At 71.7% G+C, this 17,295-nt stretch carries 17 protein-coding genes; 7 read left to right on the forward strand and 10 right to left on the reverse strand.

Annotated features, from left to right (window positions below):
• Positions 1-9: 9 nt before the first annotated feature.
• The 6 genes from D0Z08_RS03520 to groES form a co-directional block, all read right to left on the reverse strand.
• Positions 10-1,011, reverse strand: coding sequence for a cytochrome d ubiquinol oxidase subunit II (locus tag D0Z08_RS03520; protein ID WP_118922621.1), 1,002 nt, complete (start codon positions 1,009-1,011; stop codon positions 10-12).
• Entirely contained in the window at positions 1,008-2,438 is a 1,431-nt protein-coding gene (locus D0Z08_RS03525; protein ID WP_245993594.1) for a cytochrome ubiquinol oxidase subunit I, read from the reverse strand. Before D0Z08_RS03525 ends, D0Z08_RS03520 begins: the two co-directional genes overlap by 4 nt.
• A gap of 155 nt (positions 2,439-2,593) precedes the next feature.
• Positions 2,594-3,457 (reverse strand): GNAT family N-acetyltransferase, encoded by an 864-nt coding sequence (locus D0Z08_RS03530; protein ID WP_245993596.1) that lies wholly within the window; start codon positions 3,455-3,457, stop codon positions 2,594-2,596.
• Positions 3,458-3,515: 58 nt separating this feature from the next.
• Positions 3,516-4,265 (reverse strand): DUF1684 domain-containing protein, encoded by a 750-nt coding sequence (locus tag D0Z08_RS03535; protein WP_118922623.1) that lies wholly within the window; start codon positions 4,263-4,265, stop codon positions 3,516-3,518.
• A gap of 126 nt (positions 4,266-4,391) precedes the next feature.
• Entirely contained in the window at positions 4,392-6,023 is a 1,632-nt protein-coding gene (gene groL, locus D0Z08_RS03540; RefSeq protein WP_118922625.1) for a chaperonin GroEL, read from the reverse strand.
• Between the two features lie 91 nt (positions 6,024-6,114).
• Positions 6,115-6,408 carry a co-chaperone GroES gene (gene groES, locus D0Z08_RS03545; protein WP_118922627.1) on the reverse strand — a complete coding sequence of 98 codons (294 nt, stop codon included), beginning with the start codon at positions 6,406-6,408 and terminating at the stop codon, positions 6,115-6,117.
• Between the two features lie 222 nt (positions 6,409-6,630).
• On the opposite strand from groES, the gene D0Z08_RS03550 reads away from it, so the two are divergent.
• The 7 genes from D0Z08_RS03550 (at position 6,631) to D0Z08_RS03575 (ending at position 14,014) form a co-directional block, all read left to right on the forward strand.
• On the forward strand, positions 6,631-7,830 hold the full coding sequence (locus D0Z08_RS03550) for a class I SAM-dependent methyltransferase (protein ID WP_118922629.1): 1,200 nt from the start codon (positions 6,631-6,633) through the stop codon (positions 7,828-7,830).
• Positions 7,831-7,915: 85 nt separating this feature from the next.
• On the forward strand, positions 7,916-8,080 hold the full coding sequence (locus tag D0Z08_RS31885; protein WP_182481118.1) for a hypothetical protein: 165 nt from the start codon (positions 7,916-7,918) through the stop codon (positions 8,078-8,080).
• 46 nt (positions 8,081-8,126) lie between these two features.
• On the forward strand, positions 8,127-9,248 hold the full coding sequence (locus tag D0Z08_RS03555; RefSeq protein WP_147381304.1) for a YncE family protein: 1,122 nt from the start codon (positions 8,127-8,129) through the stop codon (positions 9,246-9,248).
• A 141-nt stretch (positions 9,249-9,389) separates the two neighbouring features.
• Positions 9,390-9,929: a SigE family RNA polymerase sigma factor gene (locus tag D0Z08_RS03560; protein WP_118922633.1), complete on the forward strand. Its 540-nt coding sequence runs from the start codon at positions 9,390-9,392 to the stop codon at positions 9,927-9,929.
• Entirely contained in the window at positions 9,926-11,146 is a 1,221-nt protein-coding gene (locus D0Z08_RS03565) for a hypothetical protein (protein WP_118922635.1), read from the forward strand. The genes D0Z08_RS03560 and D0Z08_RS03565 overlap by 4 nt, the downstream gene beginning before the upstream one ends.
• Positions 11,147-11,328: 182 nt before the next feature.
• On the forward strand, positions 11,329-12,444 hold the full coding sequence (locus tag D0Z08_RS03570; protein WP_118922637.1) for a TolB-like translocation protein: 1,116 nt from the start codon (positions 11,329-11,331) through the stop codon (positions 12,442-12,444).
• Between the two features lie 172 nt (positions 12,445-12,616).
• A complete protein-coding gene (locus D0Z08_RS03575) occupies positions 12,617-14,014 on the forward strand; it encodes an HNH endonuclease signature motif containing protein (RefSeq protein WP_118922639.1) in 1,398 nt (465 codons plus the stop codon).
• Between the two features lie 264 nt (positions 14,015-14,278).
• Here the strand turns inward: D0Z08_RS03575 and D0Z08_RS03580 are convergent, their stop codons facing one another.
• Genes D0Z08_RS03580 through tsaB form a run of 4 tightly spaced genes read right to left on the reverse strand, consistent with a single transcriptional unit; the run spans position 14,279 to position 17,274 of the window.
• On the reverse strand, positions 14,279-15,115 hold the full coding sequence (locus D0Z08_RS03580) for an acyl-CoA thioester hydrolase/BAAT C-terminal domain-containing protein (RefSeq protein ID WP_220453996.1): 837 nt from the start codon (positions 15,113-15,115) through the stop codon (positions 14,279-14,281).
• 4 nt (positions 15,116-15,119) lie between these two features.
• Positions 15,120-16,175: a tRNA (adenosine(37)-N6)-threonylcarbamoyltransferase complex transferase subunit TsaD gene (gene tsaD, locus D0Z08_RS03585; protein ID WP_118922641.1), complete on the reverse strand. Its 1,056-nt coding sequence runs from the start codon at positions 16,173-16,175 to the stop codon at positions 15,120-15,122.
• Entirely contained in the window at positions 16,172-16,630 is a 459-nt protein-coding gene (gene rimI, locus D0Z08_RS03590; RefSeq protein WP_245993598.1) for a ribosomal protein S18-alanine N-acetyltransferase, read from the reverse strand. Before rimI ends, tsaD begins: the two co-directional genes overlap by 4 nt.
• Positions 16,627-17,274 carry a tRNA (adenosine(37)-N6)-threonylcarbamoyltransferase complex dimerization subunit type 1 TsaB gene (gene tsaB, locus D0Z08_RS03595; RefSeq protein ID WP_118922643.1) on the reverse strand — a complete coding sequence of 216 codons (648 nt, stop codon included), beginning with the start codon at positions 17,272-17,274 and terminating at the stop codon, positions 16,627-16,629. The genes rimI and tsaB overlap by 4 nt, the downstream gene beginning before the upstream one ends.
• Between the last annotated feature and the right edge of the window lie 21 nt (positions 17,275-17,295).

The following is a 17,295-nucleotide window of genomic DNA, read 5'->3' on the forward strand; positions in this document are numbered from 1 at the left end:
ACGTGCGCCTCAGTGGCGGGACCACTCCTCGCTCTGGGTGAGCCGGAACAGGTACGCCAGCGGCGGTACGACGACAACGACCGCGAGCCCGACCGCGACCAGGAGCCCCTGGAGCGTCGCGGTCGCTCCGGCGGCGTCGGCGATCCGCACCTCGTCGACGAGCAGCCAGGGGTACTGCCCGATCCCCCACCCCGACACGACCGACGCGACCGCCGTGACGGCGGTGAGCCGCGCGGCGCCGTAGCTGCGGCGCCAGAGCAGCGCGAGCGTCGCGAGGCCGGCCACCGCGGCCAGCACGACGAGCGGAGCGGCTCTGCCCGCGAGACCGTCGCTCAGGGTGGGTGCGTCGTCGGCGATCGGGACGAGCGCGGCGAAGACCACCACCCCGGTGACCACCCCGACGAGCAGCGCCCGCACCCGGAGCTCGTCGGCCAGCCGGTTCTGTCCCCGCCGCGCGGCCTCGGCCACCAGGAAGACGCCGGCGAGGAACGCGCAGGTGCCGACCGCGATCACGCCTCCGAACAGCGAGGTCGGGTTGACCCACGACGCCCACCGGTCGCCGGTGCCGTCGAGCGGCACCCGCCCCGAGGCGATCCCGCCGGCCACGGTCCCGAGGAAGAACGGCGTCAGCACCGACGACGTCGCGAACACGACACCGAACAGGCGCGCCTGGCCGAGCGTCTCGGCGTACTTGCGGAACGCGAAGCTGGCGCCGCGCAGCACGATGCCCAGCAGCGCGAACAGCAGCGGCAGCACCAGCGTCGACATCGCGGCCGCGAAGGACTCCGGGAAGCCGGTCCACCAGATCACCAGGACGTAGATCAGCCAGACATGGTTGGCCTCCCACACCGGGCCGATGCTGTGGTCGACGAGGGTGCGCAGCTCGGCGCCGCGGCGGCTGCTGCCTGCGGTGAGGTCGAAGAAGCCCGATCCGAAGTCGGCGCCGCCGAGCACGGCGTACGCGACGACGCCGACGAACAGCGCCGCGGCGACGGCTACCTCCAGGCTCATCGGCCGGCCTCCGCCTTGTCCGTCGAGGTCTTGTCGGTCGAGACCTCCGGTGCGTAGGGGCTGGGCAGGTCGACCTCGCCGGCCCGCCAGCGGCGCGCCATGGAGCGGAGCACGACGACCGCGCCGACCGTCATGCCGGCGTAGACCACGGTGCTGACGCCGAGGAGCCACCACAGGCTTGCGGTGTAGTCACCCACCGCCTCGGGCGTCCGCATCACCCCGTAGACGATCCACGGCTGGCGTCCGACCTCCGTCGCGATCCAGCCCGCCTCGAGCGCGACGACAGCGAGCGGTCCGGCCACGGCGGCCGAGCGGAGGAACCAACGCCGCTCGAGCAGGTCCCGGCCGCGGCGCCGCTGGAACCAGAACCACACGACGCCGGCCGCCAGCAGGGTCCCGATGCCGACCATCGCCTGGAACGCGAGGTGCGCCAGGTTGACCGGCGGGTGGTCCTCCTCGGGGATCGTGTCGAGACCGGGCACCGGCTCGTCGGGCGAGTTCATCGCGATCAGCGATCCCAGCACCGGGATGTCGATCGCACCCTTGACCTCGCCGTCGACCAGCACCCCGCCCAGCCGCAGCGGCGAGGGGCTCTCGGTCGTCTCGGCCAGCTCGAACGCCGCGAGCTTGGCCGGCTGCCGCTCGTCCAGGCCGAAGCCGAGGACGTGGCCGACGAAGGGCTGGGTCACGGCCGCGATCGACGCGAAGACGAAGGGCACCATGAAGCCCAGCCGGTGGTGGGCGTCGCGGCGACCGCGGAGCATGCCGACGGCGTACACACCGGCGACGGAGAAGCCGGTCAGCATGTAGGCGCCGACCCACATGTGCGCGAACTGCAGGAACGCCTGCTGGTTGAACAGCACCGCCCACGGCTGGACGTCGGTGACCTCGCCGCCCACGATCCGGAAGCCGGTCGGATCGTTCATCCAGGCGTTGACCGCCAGCACGCAGTAGGCGCCGACGATGCCGGTGACCGCCATCGGCAGCACCATCAGGACGTGCCGCTTCGGCGGGATCCGGCCCCAGCCGTAGAGGTAGATCCCGAGGAAGATCGCCTCGAGGAAGAAGGCCAGCCCCTCGAACGCGAACGGCAGGCCGAGGACGTCGCCGTACGTCCCCATCAGGCCCGGCCACAGCAGGCCCATCTCGAAGCTCAGCACCGTGCCGGACACGGCTCCGATGGCGAACAGCACGGCCGAGACCTTGGCCCACCGATGGGCGAGACCGAGGGCGACCGGGTCGTCGCGGCGGATCCCCCGCAGGTGCATCACGAAGATCATCGCGGGGAAGGCGACGCCGAAGCAGGCCAGCACGATGTGCCAGCCGAGCGAGAGCGCCATCTGCTGCCGGGCGGGCAGCAGGCCCGCGGGTTCGGCGGCTCCGGAGAGCTGGACCACTACTTCGGTGAGGACTGCGGGCGTCAGCACAGTCCCGACGCTAGGCGGTGTTCACGCCTCGATCACGAGTTTGTGAATCTTTTCACGAAGTCGGTGCCGCGGCGGGCGTTGGAGGGCGTCGTACCTGAAGCTTCGGCCCCGATCCGGCCGGTTCTGGGGCCGAAACTTCAGGTACGACGCGCTCCTCAGACCCGGAGCTCGCTCACGGCGATCCGCACGCTCACGGTCTCGCCGACCATCCGGATCCGGCCGCGCAGCCCGGCGGACAGCACCATCGGCAGGACCGCCTGCGTGTCGGAAGGCGCGGTGAGCACGATCTCCTCGGCGCCCCGCGCCCGCGCCATCCGGGCGACGTCGGCGAGGAGTCGGGTGCCGATGCCGCGCCGCTGCCACGACGGGTCGACCCACATGTCGACCGGCCACGGATCGCCTTCGGCGGCGGCCGGTGCCACCGAGGCGCGACCGGCCACCCGGCCACCGGACAGCGCGGCGACGGCATCGCCGGTGGCGACGTACTCCAGCTCGGCGGTCTCGCGCGCACTCTGCGGCGCGGGCGGTGCTTCCCGGCTCAGCACGTGGGTGACCAGCTCGGCCATCGCAGCCCCGCGGACCCGTTCGGTCGAGGTGAACGACGTGGACCGTCGGATCTGGACGGTCGCGTTGCCGACAGTCATCTCCAGCACGTCCTCGTGGCCGCCGGCAGGAGCGAGATCGGCGTCGAAGAGGTGCGCGACGACGTCGGGGAACGTCGCGGGCTGGTCGAGGACCGCGAGCGCCGCCTTCACGAACCGCGTCGGCTGGTCGTCGAGCGCCGCCTCGGTGCACTCCATCGCGACCACCGACTCGGCACCGGCGCGCTGCATCAGGCCGACCATGTCCGCGACGCCGAAACCTTCCGGCGCGTCCACGACCAGCTCGTCGGTGACCGAGGACCGGCCCGGGAAGACCTGGACCCGCAGGATGTTGACGCCGCTCTTGCCGCACTCGTGAGCCAGCGACCCGAGAGCCCCGGGACGATCCGGCAGGTTCGCGCGCACCCTCCACAGCATGGGTCCAGCATGCCGCATCAAGGTCACGCGCGGCGATCGTCAGCGTTGCGAAACTCGGTCAGTCCGGAATCTTCTCGCCCGCCTCGATGGCGACGGTCAGCCGGTTCTGCGGCAGCGGGACCGGGCAGGTCGTGAACTCCGTGTAGGCGCAGGGCAGGTTCGTCGTGCGGTTGAAGTCGAGCACCACCATGCCGTCGGCGGACGGCGGCGGGGCGACGAGCTGGCGGCCGGCGGGGTACGTCGCCCGGCCCGACGTCGCGTCAGCGAAGACCAGCCACAGGCCGCCGTCGTCGTCGTACGCCACCAGCCGTACCGGCTCCCCCGCGACGGTGAACGAGACCTCGCCGACCGCGTCCGCGGTGGGCCGGTCGCCGTCGTACGGGTGGAACCGCGCGGTCAGAACCCAGTCGGGCGACGGCGGGTAGACGGGCGTCGGACGGTGACCGGTCCGCAGCGGATGGGCGGGGTCCCGCGGTCGCAGCAGTACGCCGGCGCCACGGCTGGCCACCTCCACGACGAGCTCCCCGGAATGGACCCGGATGCCGGCGTCATCGACCGGTCCGAGCAGCACGTGCCCGCTGACCTCCCGGCCGTCGACCGTCAGCGACTCGCCTGGCCCCAGATCGACCTCGACGCCGCTGGGACCCAGCGCCCACGCGCCGGGCACCCCGTCGATGCGCTGGGGCGTCGCGTCCAGCCAGTGCAGGCCGGTGATCGAGAGGAAGCCGTGCGGCGCTGTCAGCCGGTCCTCACGCGCCTGCCGCCAGGCCTGCCACTCCCCGAGAAAGTCGTCCACCACGTCCACCACCCCTCGATCCTGCCGACCCGGCGCAAATCAGGCCACGGAAGCCGCCGACCCGTCTCATCTCTGCGCGAAAAATGCGCCGAGCCGGCTCATCCTGAGATGAGCCGGCTCGGCGAGGTGTGCGACGGATCAGTGACCGTGGCCGTGCCCGTGGCCGTGGCCGCCGGCCGCAGCGGCCTCGTCCTCGTCCTCGGGCTTCTCCACGACCAGCGTCTCGGTCGTGAGCAGCATCGCCGCGATCGAGGTCGCGTTGACCAGCGCGGAGCGGGTCACCTTGACCGGGTCGAGGACGCCCTGGGCGACCAGGTCGCCGTACTCCTCGGTGGCGGCGTTGTAGCCGTTGCCGACGCCGAGCTCACGGACCTTGGTGGTGACGACGTAGCCGTTGACACCGCCGTTCTCGGCGATCCAGCGCAGCGGCTCGTCGGCGGACTTGCGCACGATCCGCACGCCCACCGCCTCGTCGCCGGTGAGGCCGAGGTCCTTGTCGAGCACCGACACCGCGTGGATGAGCGCGGAGCCACCGCCGGGGACGATGCCCTCCTCGATGGCCGCACGGGTCGCGGAGACCGCGTCCTCGATGCGGTGCTTCTTCTCCTTGAGCTCGACCTCGGTGGCAGCGCCGACCTTGATCACGCAGACGCCGCCGGCGAGCTTGGCGAGACGCTCCTGGAGCTTCTCCTGGTCCCAGTCGCTGTCGGCGTTCTCGATCTCGGCCTTGATCTGGTTGACCCGGCCCTCGACCTGCGCGGAGTCACCGGCGCCGTCGACGATCGTGGTGCTGTCCTTGGTGACGACGATGCGTCGCGCCTGGCCGAGCACGTCGAGCCCGACCTGGTCGAGCTTGAGGCCGACCTCGGGGGCGATGACCTGACCGCCGGTCAGGATCGCGATGTCCTGCATCATCGCCTTGCGCCGGTCACCGAACGCCGGGGCCTTCACCGCGACCGCGTTGAAGGTGCCGCGGATCTTGTTGACCACGAGCGTCGAGAGCGCCTCGCCGTCGACGTCCTCGGCGAGGATGAAGAGCGGCTTGCCGGCCTGGATGACCTTCTCGAGCAGCGGCAGCAGGTCGGCGATCGCGGAGATCTTGCCCTGGTGCAGAAGGATGTAGGGGTCGTCGATGACCGCTTCCATCCGCTCCGGGTCGGTCACGAAGTACGCCGAGATGTAGCCCTTGTCGAACTGCATGCCCTCGGTGAACTCGAGCTCGGTGCCCATGGTGTTGGACTCCTCGACGGTGATGACACCGTCCTTGCCCACCTTGTCGAAGGCCTCGGCGAGCAGCGCGCCGATGTGGCTGTCGCGGCTGGAGATCGTGGCCACGCTGGCCATGTCCTCCTTGGTCTCCACCTCGCGGGCGGAGGCGAGCAGCGCGTCGGACACGGCCGAGGCCGCGGCGTCCATGCCGCGCTTGACGCCCATCGGGTTGGCGCCGGCGGCCACCGCGCGGAGGCCCTCGTGCACCATCGCCTGGGCGAGCACGGTCGCCGTCGTCGTACCGTCACCGGCGATGTCGTTGGTCTTCGTCGCGACCTCCTTGGTGAGCTGAGCACCAAGGTTCTCGAACGGGTCGTCGAGCTCGATCTCGCGCGCCACGGTCACACCGTCGTTGGTGATCGTGGGGGCGCCCCACTTCTTGTCGAGGACGACGTAGCGGCCCTTGGGGCCGAGCGTCACCTTGACCGTGTTCGCGAGCTTGTCGACGCCGCGCTCGAGGGCGCGCCGGGCGTTCTCGTCGAACTCCAGGATCTTCGGCATTACTTCTCCTTCAGGGGGTGGAACTGCAAACGGGTCGTGTGCCTCAGCCCGCGCTATGGCGAGGCCTCAGGCACACGACCCGTGCAGGAGATCAGGAAACGATCGCGAGGACGTCGCGCGCCGAGAGAATGAGGTACTCCTGGCCGCCGTACTTGACCTCGGTGCCGCCGTACTTGCTGTAGATGACCTTGTCGCCCACCGACACGTCCAGCGGCACGCGGTTGCCGTTGTCGTCGATGCGGCCGGGGCCGACCGAGAGGACCTCGCCCTCCTGCGGCTTCTCCTTGGCGGTGTCCGGGATGACCAGGCCGGAAGCCGTGGTCTGCTCGGCCTCGAGCGCCTTGACGACGATGCGGTCCTCGAGCGGCTTGATGTTGATCGACACGTCGATCGACCTCCACTTTCATTGCGGGTGTGTGCAGGGGTCTGACGGGCTGGCGCCCGCCCACGTTGGGGCTTGCCTTGGGGAGTACGCCGTCGCGGGGGTCGCACGCTCTTCGGCAAGCGCTGGCACACTCGATGCGAGAGTGCCAGCACGAAACTAGCACTCTCATCCAACGAGTGCCAGGGCGGCCCACCCGATGGCCGGGCCTGACAGGATCGTGGCGTGGACCTCGACGCATTCCGGTGGCTGCTCACCGATGAGGGGCAGGCGCTCCTCGCGCAGGCCACCGAGCTGGCTGGGGCTACCGGGACCGGCGGCGAGCTGCACGTCCAGGCCGAGCTCCGCCGTACGGCGCCGCCGGCCGCGGTCGCTGCCGCGCTCACCCAGGTCGAGCTCCGGGAGAAGGCGCGGGCCAAGTTCGGCGACCTCGCCGACCGGCTCTACTTCACGCCGGACGCCCTCGAGCAGGCCACCCGGCAGTCGGTCGCGGCGCACCGCGCCGGCCGCTACCGGGCCTTCGGCGCGCAGACCCTGATCGACCTCGGCTGCGGGATCGGCGGCGACCTGATCGCTGCGTCCCGCGCCGGCCTGGTGTGCGCCGGCGTCGACCTCGACCCGGTCCGGGTCGCGATGGCCGAGGCCAACCTGGCAGCCGCCGGTCTGCCCGGCGCGGTCCAGGTCGCCGACGCGACCACGGTCAACCACGCCGGGTTCGACCTCGCGTTCGCCGACCCCGCCCGCCGTACCGGAGCCGGACGCAGCTTCAACGTCGACGACTGGGTGCCGCCCTGGTCCTGGATCGAGGGGCTGCTGCGACGCGACGCGTGCGTGAAGGTCGCCCCCGGGATCCCGCACGCCCTGGTGCCGGCGGACGTCGAGGCGGAGTGGGTCAGCGACGGCGGCGAGGTCAAGGAGGCCGCGCTCTGGTCCGGTCGTACGGCGACCGCCCAGCGCCGCGCCACCGTGATCCCGTCGACGACCTCTGGGCAAGCGGGCGGCCTGGCCTCCCTGACCGACGAGGACGATCCCGGCGCCGACGCGGTCGGCGTCGGCGAGGTCGGCGCGTTCCTCTACGAACCGGACGGCGCGGTCATCCGGGCCGGCCTGGTGACCGCAGTGGCGGCCGGCGTGGAGGGCCGGCTGATCGACGCCAAGATCGCCTACGTCACCTCGGACGCCTCGTTCCGCAGCCCGTTCGCCCGCGGCTACCGGGTGCTCGAGCACCTCCCCTACCGCGAGAAGCAGCTCAAGGCGGCGCTCCGCGAGCGCCGCATCGGGCGGCTCACGATCAAGAAGCGGGGCGTCGACGTGGCGCCTGACGCGCTGCGCAAGCGGCTCGCGCTCGAGGGCGACGAGGAGGCCACGCTGGTGCTGACCCGCGTGGCCGGGCAGGGTACGGCGCTGCTCGTCGCGCCCTTCTGATCCGCGCTTTCTTTCAAAATCGCGTGATGTTTCGGGGCAGCGGTACGTCCGGACTGGTGAATGTTGCCTATCTCGGAGGATCGACATGCCCACCACCAGCAAGCACCGCGCGACCGAAACCCTGCCCGCCCCTGTCCGTGCCGAGGACGCCGGCTCCCACCGCGCGCACCGCACCGCGGACACCGTGCTCGTCGTCAGCATCGGCACGCTCCTCATCGTTCTCGCGGTCTACATGAGCCTTCGAGGCTGACCGGCCCAGAAGGCAACCGCGGCCGGTGCCCGGGCGTCGTACGGGCATGAGCCCTCGGAGTCGCGCCGCCGCGGTCACCCTGGTGGCGCTGGCCGTCCTCGCCGCGGGGTGTGCCGGCGACCCTCAGCAGGCGGCGGCCCCGCCCGACGAGACGTCGCCGACCTCCCCGTCGTCACCGACGTCTGCCACCAGTACGGCGCCCGTCCGCCCCGGCGCCTGGGTCGACGGGCTGCCGGTCGGGCCGCCGCCGGAGATCGGCTACGTCATCGGGAACACGTACCACTCTCCCGAGGGCCGGATGGTGCGGGTGCTGCGCGACCACGGCGTGACGTCGATCGCCAGGCTGGGCGACGGATTCCTGGTCACCAGCGACCAGATCTTCGAGGGCAGCACCGGCGTCTACGTCCTCGACGACCGGGGCCGGGTCGACACGTCCGCCGGCCAGCCCGGACATGTCCCCGGCGCGGCCACGGTGTCGGGGTACCCCGTCCTGAGCGCGGACGGCGCGACCCTGCACTGGCTCACCTTCACCCCGCCCGAGAGCGGCCTCGACCTGCCGACGCTGCTGCACACCGGCGACGTCGACACCGGCGACGTCACCACGGTCCGGCTCGACCTCGCGCCGTCGTTCCTGACCGAGGTGACGGGGGTGATCGATCAAAGGGCGATCCTCCAGACCGGTTGGGGCGGACGCGGCGAGACATGGGTCTCGGACGGCGCGGCCGGCCTCACCCGGACGCCGGTGCTGGACCGGGCGAGCATGGTCAGCGCCCGCGCCCGGCTCGTCGTTGCCGCACTGGGCGACGTCGGGATCAAGGTGCTCGACTTCGACACCAGGAAGGTGCTCTGGCGCCAGCCCCACAGCTACGCGATGGCGTTCAGCCCGTCCGGCCGACAGCTCCTCGTCGGCACTCGCCGCCGGATGTCGGTCGTGAACGCCCGCTCGGGCGAGGTGCGCCATGACGTCGCGCCGCCGCCGTACCGCCAGAAGCAGTGGTACGCCGAACAGCTCGCCTGGGAGGACGAGCGGCACCTGCTGGCCAGCATCGAGCTCGAGCACCGAGCGGCCGTCGTACGCATCGACGTGCGGACCAGCGAGGTCGAGCTCGCCGTGGACTGGACGCCGACCGACGGGCCGTTCGCGGTCGCCTTCGAGACCCGGCCCTGACGAACGCGGAAGACGCGCAGAGGGCAATTGCAACCATTCTCCGACAAGTCGCGTCCTTCACCCGACACAGTTCCACCAAGAGTCCCGACCGGGGCTGGTTGACGAGGAGAGCACGATGGCGCGACCCCGAGGGGCGGGCTGATGAGCCGGAAGGACCGCGAGGCACAGCGGGACGCTGAGTTCACCGAGTACCTCGCCGTACGGCAGCCGACGCTGCTGCGCACGGCGTACCTCCTCACCGGCGACCGCCACCAGGCCGAGGACGTCCTCCAGACGTCGCTGGCCAAGCTCTACCTCGCGTGGGACAAGGTCCACGATCGCGGCGCCGTCGATGCGTACGTCCGGCGGATCATGGTCAACGAGAACAACTCGCTGTGGCGGCGGGCGTGGAAGAAGCGCGAGTACGCCACCGACGAGGTCCCCGAGGGCGCGCCGCACCACGACGCGTACGACGACGGCACCCACGACCAGCTCTGGCAGGTCGTGCAGACCCTGCCTCCGAAGGCCCGGTCGGTCGTGGTCCTCCGCTACTACGAGCAGATGTCCGAGGCCGAGGTCGCCGACGCGCTCGGCATCTCGATCGGCACCGTCAAGTCCCAGTGCAGTCGGGCCCTCTCCGCTCTCCGCGAGCGCGTGCCCGCCGAGCTCCACCCCCGCTACGGCGAGGAGTCCGCGTCATGAACAAGAACCCGAACGATCCCACCAGCTCCGACGCCCCCTGGGAGGAAGCGATGAGCCGCGACTTCGACGCGCGCGTCCGTGACCTCCACGAGGCGCCGCTCGACTTCAACTCGGTCAAGGGCAAGGCGCGCACGATCCGCCGCAACCGCCGAGCAGCGGTCGCGGGCGGCATCCTCGGCGTCGCCGCGATCGTCACGCCGATCGCCGTGCTCACCAACGGGGGTGACACCACCAACAGCAAGGAGCCGGACTTCGCACCGCCCGGCGGGTCCGAGACGTCCACGTCGGCCAGCCGCATCCCCGGCGACTACGTCCTCGGCGGCGTCTGGCACCAGGCCGACGGTGACACCGTGGACCTGCCCAACGACTTCTACGACCCCGCCGTCCTCTGGAACGGCCAGCTCGTCGGCTACTACGCGACGAGCGAGACCGAGGCCGCCATCGACGTGATCGACGACGAAGGGACGATCGTCGAGACGATTCCGGTGGTCTCCGCGCCTGTCGTCAACGAGACCGGCGAGACCCTCGCCTACATCGAGCCTGGCGGCGACCTCGTCAGCGTGGCACCCGACGGCACACAGCAGGTCCTGCACACCGGGCTCACGCCGGATCGCGGCACCTACTCCGTTGCGGCGATCTCGGGCGGTCCCGACTGCAGCTCCGACGAGTGCCGCTACCTCGTGAACGACAGCGGGGTGGCCGGCGGATGCTCCGACGCTCAGAGCTCGGACACCGTCGTCGGCTCCCTCGACGGCGCACCGGCCTCGAAGTGCTTCGACGTCGACCTGGGGCAGCGGCTGTACTCCGTCATCGACGAGGTCAAGGACGACCTGACCGCGTGCGGCGGCGTGTTCGACGCGGCCCTGCCGACCTTCGGGTACGCCTGGCGCAACTGCGACTTCCAGCCGCAGCAGTTCTCGCTCGACGCGCAGTACGTCGCCGCGATCCCCAGCCAGGGCGACAGTGCCGGGCCTTTGTCGCTGTCGATCCTCGACGCACGGACTGGTGTCGAGACGGCGGGTCGGTTCGCCCCGGAGGGCGGTCACATCGGGACCTGGGCCTGGACCGACGACAACAAGCTGCTCTTCGACACGTGGGACGGCGCGCAGTGGCACCTCATGACGCTGGCGCCCAGCGGTGAGGTCGAGGAGATCGCGGACCCGATCGCCAACAACGACGACGTGAGCAGTCCGTTCACCATCGTCGGCGCGCCCTGACGACACCACCGCAACGCCGGCCGGTCCGTTCCCCTCGGACCGGCCGGCGTTCGCCGTACCCCTGCCATGGCGACCGTCCGTTGCAACCGTTTCGGCCTCTTTCGCGTCCTCCTGCCAGACAGGCCGAACAGCGTCCCCTCCCGGGATCGCGATGACCGCCTCCAGACCTCCAAGGAACAACGATGACCATCAAGCGCCACCCCCGGATCGCCGTCGCGGCGGTGATCGCACCGCTCGCCTTCCTCGCGGTCGCCTGCGGCGACGACGGCGACGGCACCTCGTCCGCAGCCTCGGACCCGGCGACCTCGTCCTCCGAGCCGACGGAGACCACCTCCCCCAGCGACACCACTGAGACCACGGAGCCGAGCGAGCCCACCGGGACCGCCGACCCGACCGGCCTCGACTACGTCGTCGACGGCGTCTGGCACCAGGCCGACGGCGGCACCGTGGACCTCCCCGACAAGGACTACTACAGCGCGGTGATCTGGAACGACCAGCTGGTCGCGACCCGCCCCGACGGTGAGGTGTTCGCCGCCGCCGACGTGTTCGCGGCCGACGGCAGCCTCGTCGACACGTTCGACACCACCTACACCGTGGCGGTCAACGAGGCCGGCACCACGATCGCGTGGGTCGACACCGAGGGCGTCGTCATGACCGCCTGGGACGGGGACGAGGTGTCGATCGGCACCGTCGACCTCTCCGCTCCCGGCGAGACGATCGCCTACTCCGTGGCCGCCGTCACCGGTGGGCCGAACTGCCACGAGGACGTCGACGGCTGCCAGGTCTTCCTCAACTCGGGTCTCGGTGAGCCGGAGACGTTCGACTCCCACGGCGTCAACGACAACCCGGTGCCGTTCGTCGTCGAGTTCAGCGACGTGTCGGGCGACAACCTGGTCTCCTACGTCGACAAGATCGAGGACGCCGGCTCCTGCGGCGGACTGGTCGACCTGAAGGACCCCGGCAGCGAGCCCCTCTGGGAGACCTGTGAGTTCGAGGCCGCCCAGATCTCGCCCGACGGCAAGCACGTCATCGGCCTGCCGAGCTACTACGACGGCCTCGGCATCCCGACCCTCTCCGTCCTCGACGCCAGGACCGGCAACCCCACCGGCCAGTACTCACCCGAGGGCGGCTTCATCTCGCAGTGGGCCTGGTCGACCGACGGGCAGGTCGTCTTCGAGACGTACGACGGCGCGAACTGGCACCTGATGGCGATGGCCGCCGACGGCTCCGTCACCGAGATCGGCGAGCCGATCGCGGGCGAGGACGTCGATCACCCGTTCACGCTGATCCAGCACTGACGCCTTCGGGCCCCTGTGGCGCCGGTCGGCCGAGATCCTCCTCGGCCGGCCGGCGTTCTTGTCTTCGCCCGGCGAGCCACTTGTGGTCCACAGGCCAGCTTGACGAACCGCCTGTCCACAGGCGGGTTCCGAGCGTTTCGATGTGTCGGTGGTCGGGTGTTGAATGTTCAGTATGGATCTCGGGACCGCGCCCCTCTTCGGCCTCTCCGCCCCGGTGGCGGACGAGGCCGTCGAAGGTGTCCCGGTGACGCGTTCGCGGGAGCTGTTGGCCGGGATCCGTGACGACCAGACCGCGATCACCGAGCACGAGATCTCCAAGATCCGTCGGATCGCCGAGTGGGCTGCCGAGCATGTGGTGGCCGACGGGGCGGAGGCTTCGACGATCACCGAGCGGGGTCTGGACACCGGGCTTCCGGTCGCCGGACCCGGTGCCCCGTTGATCAGCGATTTCGCGGTGATGGAGCTCTCCGCCCTCCTGGGGCGGTCGTTGGACTCCGGTCGTGCGTATGTGGGTCAGGTGGTGGAGCTGGCCTACCGGCTCCCCAGGACCTGGGCCCGGGTCCTCGAGGGCCGGGTGCCGGTGTGGAAGGCACTGCGGTTCGCCGACACCACCCGCACCCTCCCGGCCGATGCTGCGGGGTTCGTGGACCGGCAGCTCGCCCCCATCGCCCACGGGGTCTCCTGGGCGCAGATCGACCGGCTGGTCGAGGAAGCCATGGTCCGCTACGACCCGGCCGCGGCGGAGGAGAAGCGCACGGCGGCCCAGGAGGCCCGGCACGTCGACATCGATCTCGACCGGGTCGGGTTCGACGGTACCGCGGAGGTCTCCGCGACCCTCGACATCGCCGACGCCCTCGACCTCGAAGCAGCGGTCGCCCGCCGCGCGAAGCTGCTGGGCCAGCTCGGCTGTGAGGACTCCCTCGACGTGCGCCGGTCGGTCGCGCTCGGGGAGATCGCCCGCCAGGATCTCGCCCTCGACCTCCAGGTCGTCGACCCCGACACCGGGGAGATCACCCGCACCGTCCCCGGCCGCAGGGTCGAGCTGATCGTCCACCTCAACGACGCCATCGGCCACACGGCCGACGGCGCGGTCGGCCGGTTCGCCAACACCCGCACCCCGATCTCACCGGAGCAGGTCAAGGAATGGATGGGCACCCCGGGCACCAGCGTGCTGGTGCGGCCGGTGATCGACCTCAACGGTCACCAGCCGGTCGACTCCTACGAGATCCCGGACCGGATCCGCCGCCAGGTCGAGCTGGCCGACCACCACTGCACCTACCCCTGCTGCACCCGACCCGCCGAACGCTGCGACCTCGACCACAACGCCCCCCACACCCAGGGCGGACCGACGTGTCGGTGCAACCTGAACCCGAAGTGCCGAGGCCACCACCGGTACAAGACCTCAGGACTCGCGACCTGCCGGACCCTCTCACCCGGCACCTACCTGTGGACCCTGCCCAGCGGGCTGTACCTGGTCGACCCCACCGGCACCTACGACCTCACACCCCGACCCGGCACCACCCAGCCGTCCGAGCCGCCGACCGACCCGGCCGATCCACCCGACGAGTAGCCACCGAGCCCCGCACCCCGCCACCTGGTTCCACCGGCGGGGCTATCGGCGCGCTCAAGGGGTGGCTTCGAGGCTCCTCGGTGCGTTCGTCGCACCTCAACCACCGCGCGCCCGGCCGCCGACCGCGACCACCCGCCGTACCTGCCCCGGCCGCAACCCGAGCGAGCACCCCAGACCTCGCCGCGCCCTCCCTGGCGCGCGACCAAGTGCCGCAACCCACAACGACGGCGACCACGCCTCCTCGAAAGCTCAACGGCCCGGCGGTCACCCACCGCCGTCGCGTGCGGGTGATGACTGGAACCCCAACGCCGATGCGATGACCGGCCACGCGCGAGCGCCCAGCGCCTGGTCCGCCTCGACCGTCCCGCCTCGCTGCATCCGCTGACCGGCGTTGACGGCGGTCTCTCCGGGGAGCAGCGGCCGGTGCCCGGCGTCGGGTTCCGTGACGACCTCGGTGGGGAGGCCGTGCTGGTCACGGCGGGCGGCGATGGCGCCGGCGAAGTCGACCGCGGGCCACACCTGGTCGTCCCCGCCGGCAACCAGCACCACACGCCCGCGGATCCGCTCCACCGGGATCGTCGCGGCGGCGACGGCCGCGGGATCGGCAGCGGCCAGGCTCTCGGCGTACCAGCCGCGGTAGGCGGGCGGGTCGGAGGACGGCGTCCAGTCGTCGCGGAACGGGACGTACGGCAGCGGCGCGCTCTGCCAGGTCCAGTGCGACGTCCATCGGCCGTCGCCGTACCCGGGCCAGACGTACGCCGACGGCGTGAACCCGACCGTGACCGCCACCCGATCGTCGAGCGGGGCGACGAGGAGCGCGGCCTCGGCCCCGAAGGACGTCCCGGCGATCGCGAGCCGGTCGCACTCCGGGGCGAGCAGATCGAGGGCTTCGACGACGAGCTCGAGCGGTACGTCGTACGGCCCGGTCTGCTGACCGGGACCGCCGAACCACCGGATCGCGAGAACGGTGGCGCCGTGGCGCGCCAACAGCTCCGCCCGGTCCACGTCGACCCGTCCGCTCGAGCCGGCCAGCAGCAGCACCCCGGTCCCGCACGCCGCCGCCGGCCGGACCAGCCGCCACTCCGGGTCGGGAAGGTCCACGTGCTCAGCCCGCGAGGACGGTGGTGACGGGCAGGCTCGAGTCCGCCGGCAGGTCGTACGACGACGGCGGGCGCCCCCGCCCGACGATCGACGAGCCCAGGGCGGCGACCATGGCGCCGTTGTCGGTGCAGAGCCCGGGCCGCGGGACCCGCACCCGGATCCCGAGCGCGGACGCCCGCTCCTCGGCCATGGCGCGGAGCCGGGAGTTGGCGGCGACGCCGCCGCCGATGAGCAGGTCCTCGATCCCCTCGGAGGACGCGGCGTCGAGCGCCTTGCGCACCAGGACGTCGCAGACCGCCTCCTGGAAGGAGGCAGCCACGTCGGCGACCGGTACCGGCTCGCCCGACCGCTCGCGAGCCTCGACCCAACGGGCGACCGCGGTCTTGAGCCCCGAGAACGAGAAGTCGAACCGGTGCCGCTCGAGGTCGCGACGACTGGTCAGCCCGCGCGGGAAGTCGATGGCCACCGACGATCCCGAGGCCGCGCTCCGGTCGATGTGCGGGCCGCCGGGGAACGGCAGGCCGAGCAGCCGGGCGACCTTGTCGAACGCCTCCCCCGCGGCGTCGTCGATGGTCGCGCCCATCGCCTCGATGTCTCCGGTGACGTCGGTGACCCGAAGCAGGCTCGAGTGCCCGCCCGACACCAGCAGAGCCAGGCACGGCTCCGGCAGCGGGCCGTGCTCGAGCTGGTCGACGGCGACGTGCGCCGCGAGGTGGTTGACGCCGTACAGCGGCTTGCCGAGCGAGAACGCGAGCGACTTCGCCGCGGCGACGCCGACGAGCAGTGCCCCCGCGAGTCCGGGCCCGTTCGTGACCGCGATGGCGTCGACGTCGTGGAGCGCGATCCCGGCGGTCTCACACGCACGCTCGATGGTCGGCACCATCGCCTCCAGGTGCGCGCGGCTGGCGACCTCGGGCACCACGCCGCCGAAGCGGGCGTGCTCGTCGACGCTGCTCGCGATCGCGTCGGCCAGGAGCGTGTGACCGCGGACGATGCCGACGCCGGTCTCGTCACAGGAGGTCTCGATCCCGAGCACCAGCGGTTCGTCGGTCGTCGTCACTCGCCCATTCTCACAAACCGCTGGAGCACGACGGCGTCGGTGCCGTCGCGGTAGTACCGCGGCCGGCGCGCGATCTCGGCGAACCCGGCGCCCGCGTAGAACGCCAGTGCCGCCTCGTTGTCGTCGCGGACCTCGAGCAGCAGCCGTTCCGCGCCGCAGGCGGCGGCGTGGTCGTGGACGGCGGCGAGGAGTGCCGAGGCGACGCCGGTACGGCGTGCGGTGGTCACCGTCGCGATCCGCTGCAGCTCCGCGATCTCCTGCACCACGCTGACGGCCGCATGCCCGACGAACACCGAGCCCCGCTCGGCGACCAGGTAGGAGGTGGTCGGGACCCGGCCCGCGACGCCTTCTGCGACGAGCGGCTCCGACCACGGGTCGAGCGGGAACGCGACCAGCTCGAGGTCGACGATCGCGTCCACGTCCCCCAGATCGGCGGGACGGACGGACAGCGTCACGAGACCGGCTTGGGCGCTCGCGGGATCTCCGCGTCGGGGCGACGGAGGTAGAGCGGCTCGGGATCGCTCAGCTCGACCCGCTCCTCCACCACGCACCGCGCCAGCCACCCGGCCGCGGGGCGCAGGGGCGCCCGGCCGTCCGGGAAGAAGTCGGGATACAGCGCCGCACCCTCGCCCACGACGGGGAGCGCGCGCAGGGACTCCGCGACGTCGGCCGGCCGCTGGACATCCGGTCCGGAGACCCGGAGGCCGGCGTCGTCGTACGCCGCGAGGTAGACCTCCCGCCGCCGTGCGTCGCTGGCGACCACGAACGGGCCGGCGACGGCCCCGGTGTCGACCGCCTCGACCGCGAGGACGTCGAGCGAGCACGCGCCGTAGACGGGGATCTGCAACGCGTAGGCCATCGTCCGCGCGGAGACCAGTCCCACCCGCAGGCCGGTGAACGGCCCGGGGCCGACGCCGACCGCGATCGCTGTCAGGTCGCGCGGACCGATCCCGACCTCGCGGAGCGCCGCGTCGACGAGCGGCGTCAGCTGCTCGCCGTGCCGCATCGTCTCGCCCGACGTCAGCTGCGCCACCACGTCGGTGCCGTCGTGCACAGCGACGGTGACGGTCGGGGAAGACGTGTCGAACGCGAGCAGCACGCGTCGAGGCTAGCGGGCCCC

It is taken from the genome of Nocardioides immobilis (genome assembly GCF_003515065.1).
Classification (GTDB): Bacteria; Actinomycetota; Actinomycetes; order Propionibacteriales; family Nocardioidaceae; genus Nocardioides; species Nocardioides immobilis.

Bases quoted from the DNA above. Each gene is read 5' to 3' on its own strand.
- D0Z08_RS03530 (WP_245993596.1), bottom strand. From the start codon at position 3,457: ATGCTGTGGAGGGTGCGCGCGAACCTGCCGGATCGTCCCGGGGCTCTC.
- D0Z08_RS03565 (WP_118922635.1), top strand. From the start codon at position 9,926: ATGAACAAGAACCCGAACGATCCCACCAGCTCCGACGCCCCCTGGGAG.
- D0Z08_RS03560 (WP_118922633.1), top strand. From the start codon at position 9,390: ATGAGCCGGAAGGACCGCGAGGCACAGCGGGACGCTGAGTTCACCGAG.
- groL (WP_118922625.1), bottom strand. From the start codon at position 6,023: ATGCCGAAGATCCTGGAGTTCGACGAGAACGCCCGGCGCGCCCTCGAG.
- D0Z08_RS03555 (WP_147381304.1), top strand. From the start codon at position 8,127: ATGAGCCCTCGGAGTCGCGCCGCCGCGGTCACCCTGGTGGCGCTGGCC.
- D0Z08_RS03520 (WP_118922621.1), bottom strand. From the start codon at position 1,011: ATGAGCCTGGAGGTAGCCGTCGCCGCGGCGCTGTTCGTCGGCGTCGTC.
- D0Z08_RS03575 (WP_118922639.1), top strand. From the start codon at position 12,617: ATGGATCTCGGGACCGCGCCCCTCTTCGGCCTCTCCGCCCCGGTGGCG.
- D0Z08_RS31885 (WP_182481118.1), top strand. From the start codon at position 7,916: ATGCCCACCACCAGCAAGCACCGCGCGACCGAAACCCTGCCCGCCCCT.
- D0Z08_RS03570 (WP_118922637.1), top strand. From the start codon at position 11,329: ATGACCATCAAGCGCCACCCCCGGATCGCCGTCGCGGCGGTGATCGCA.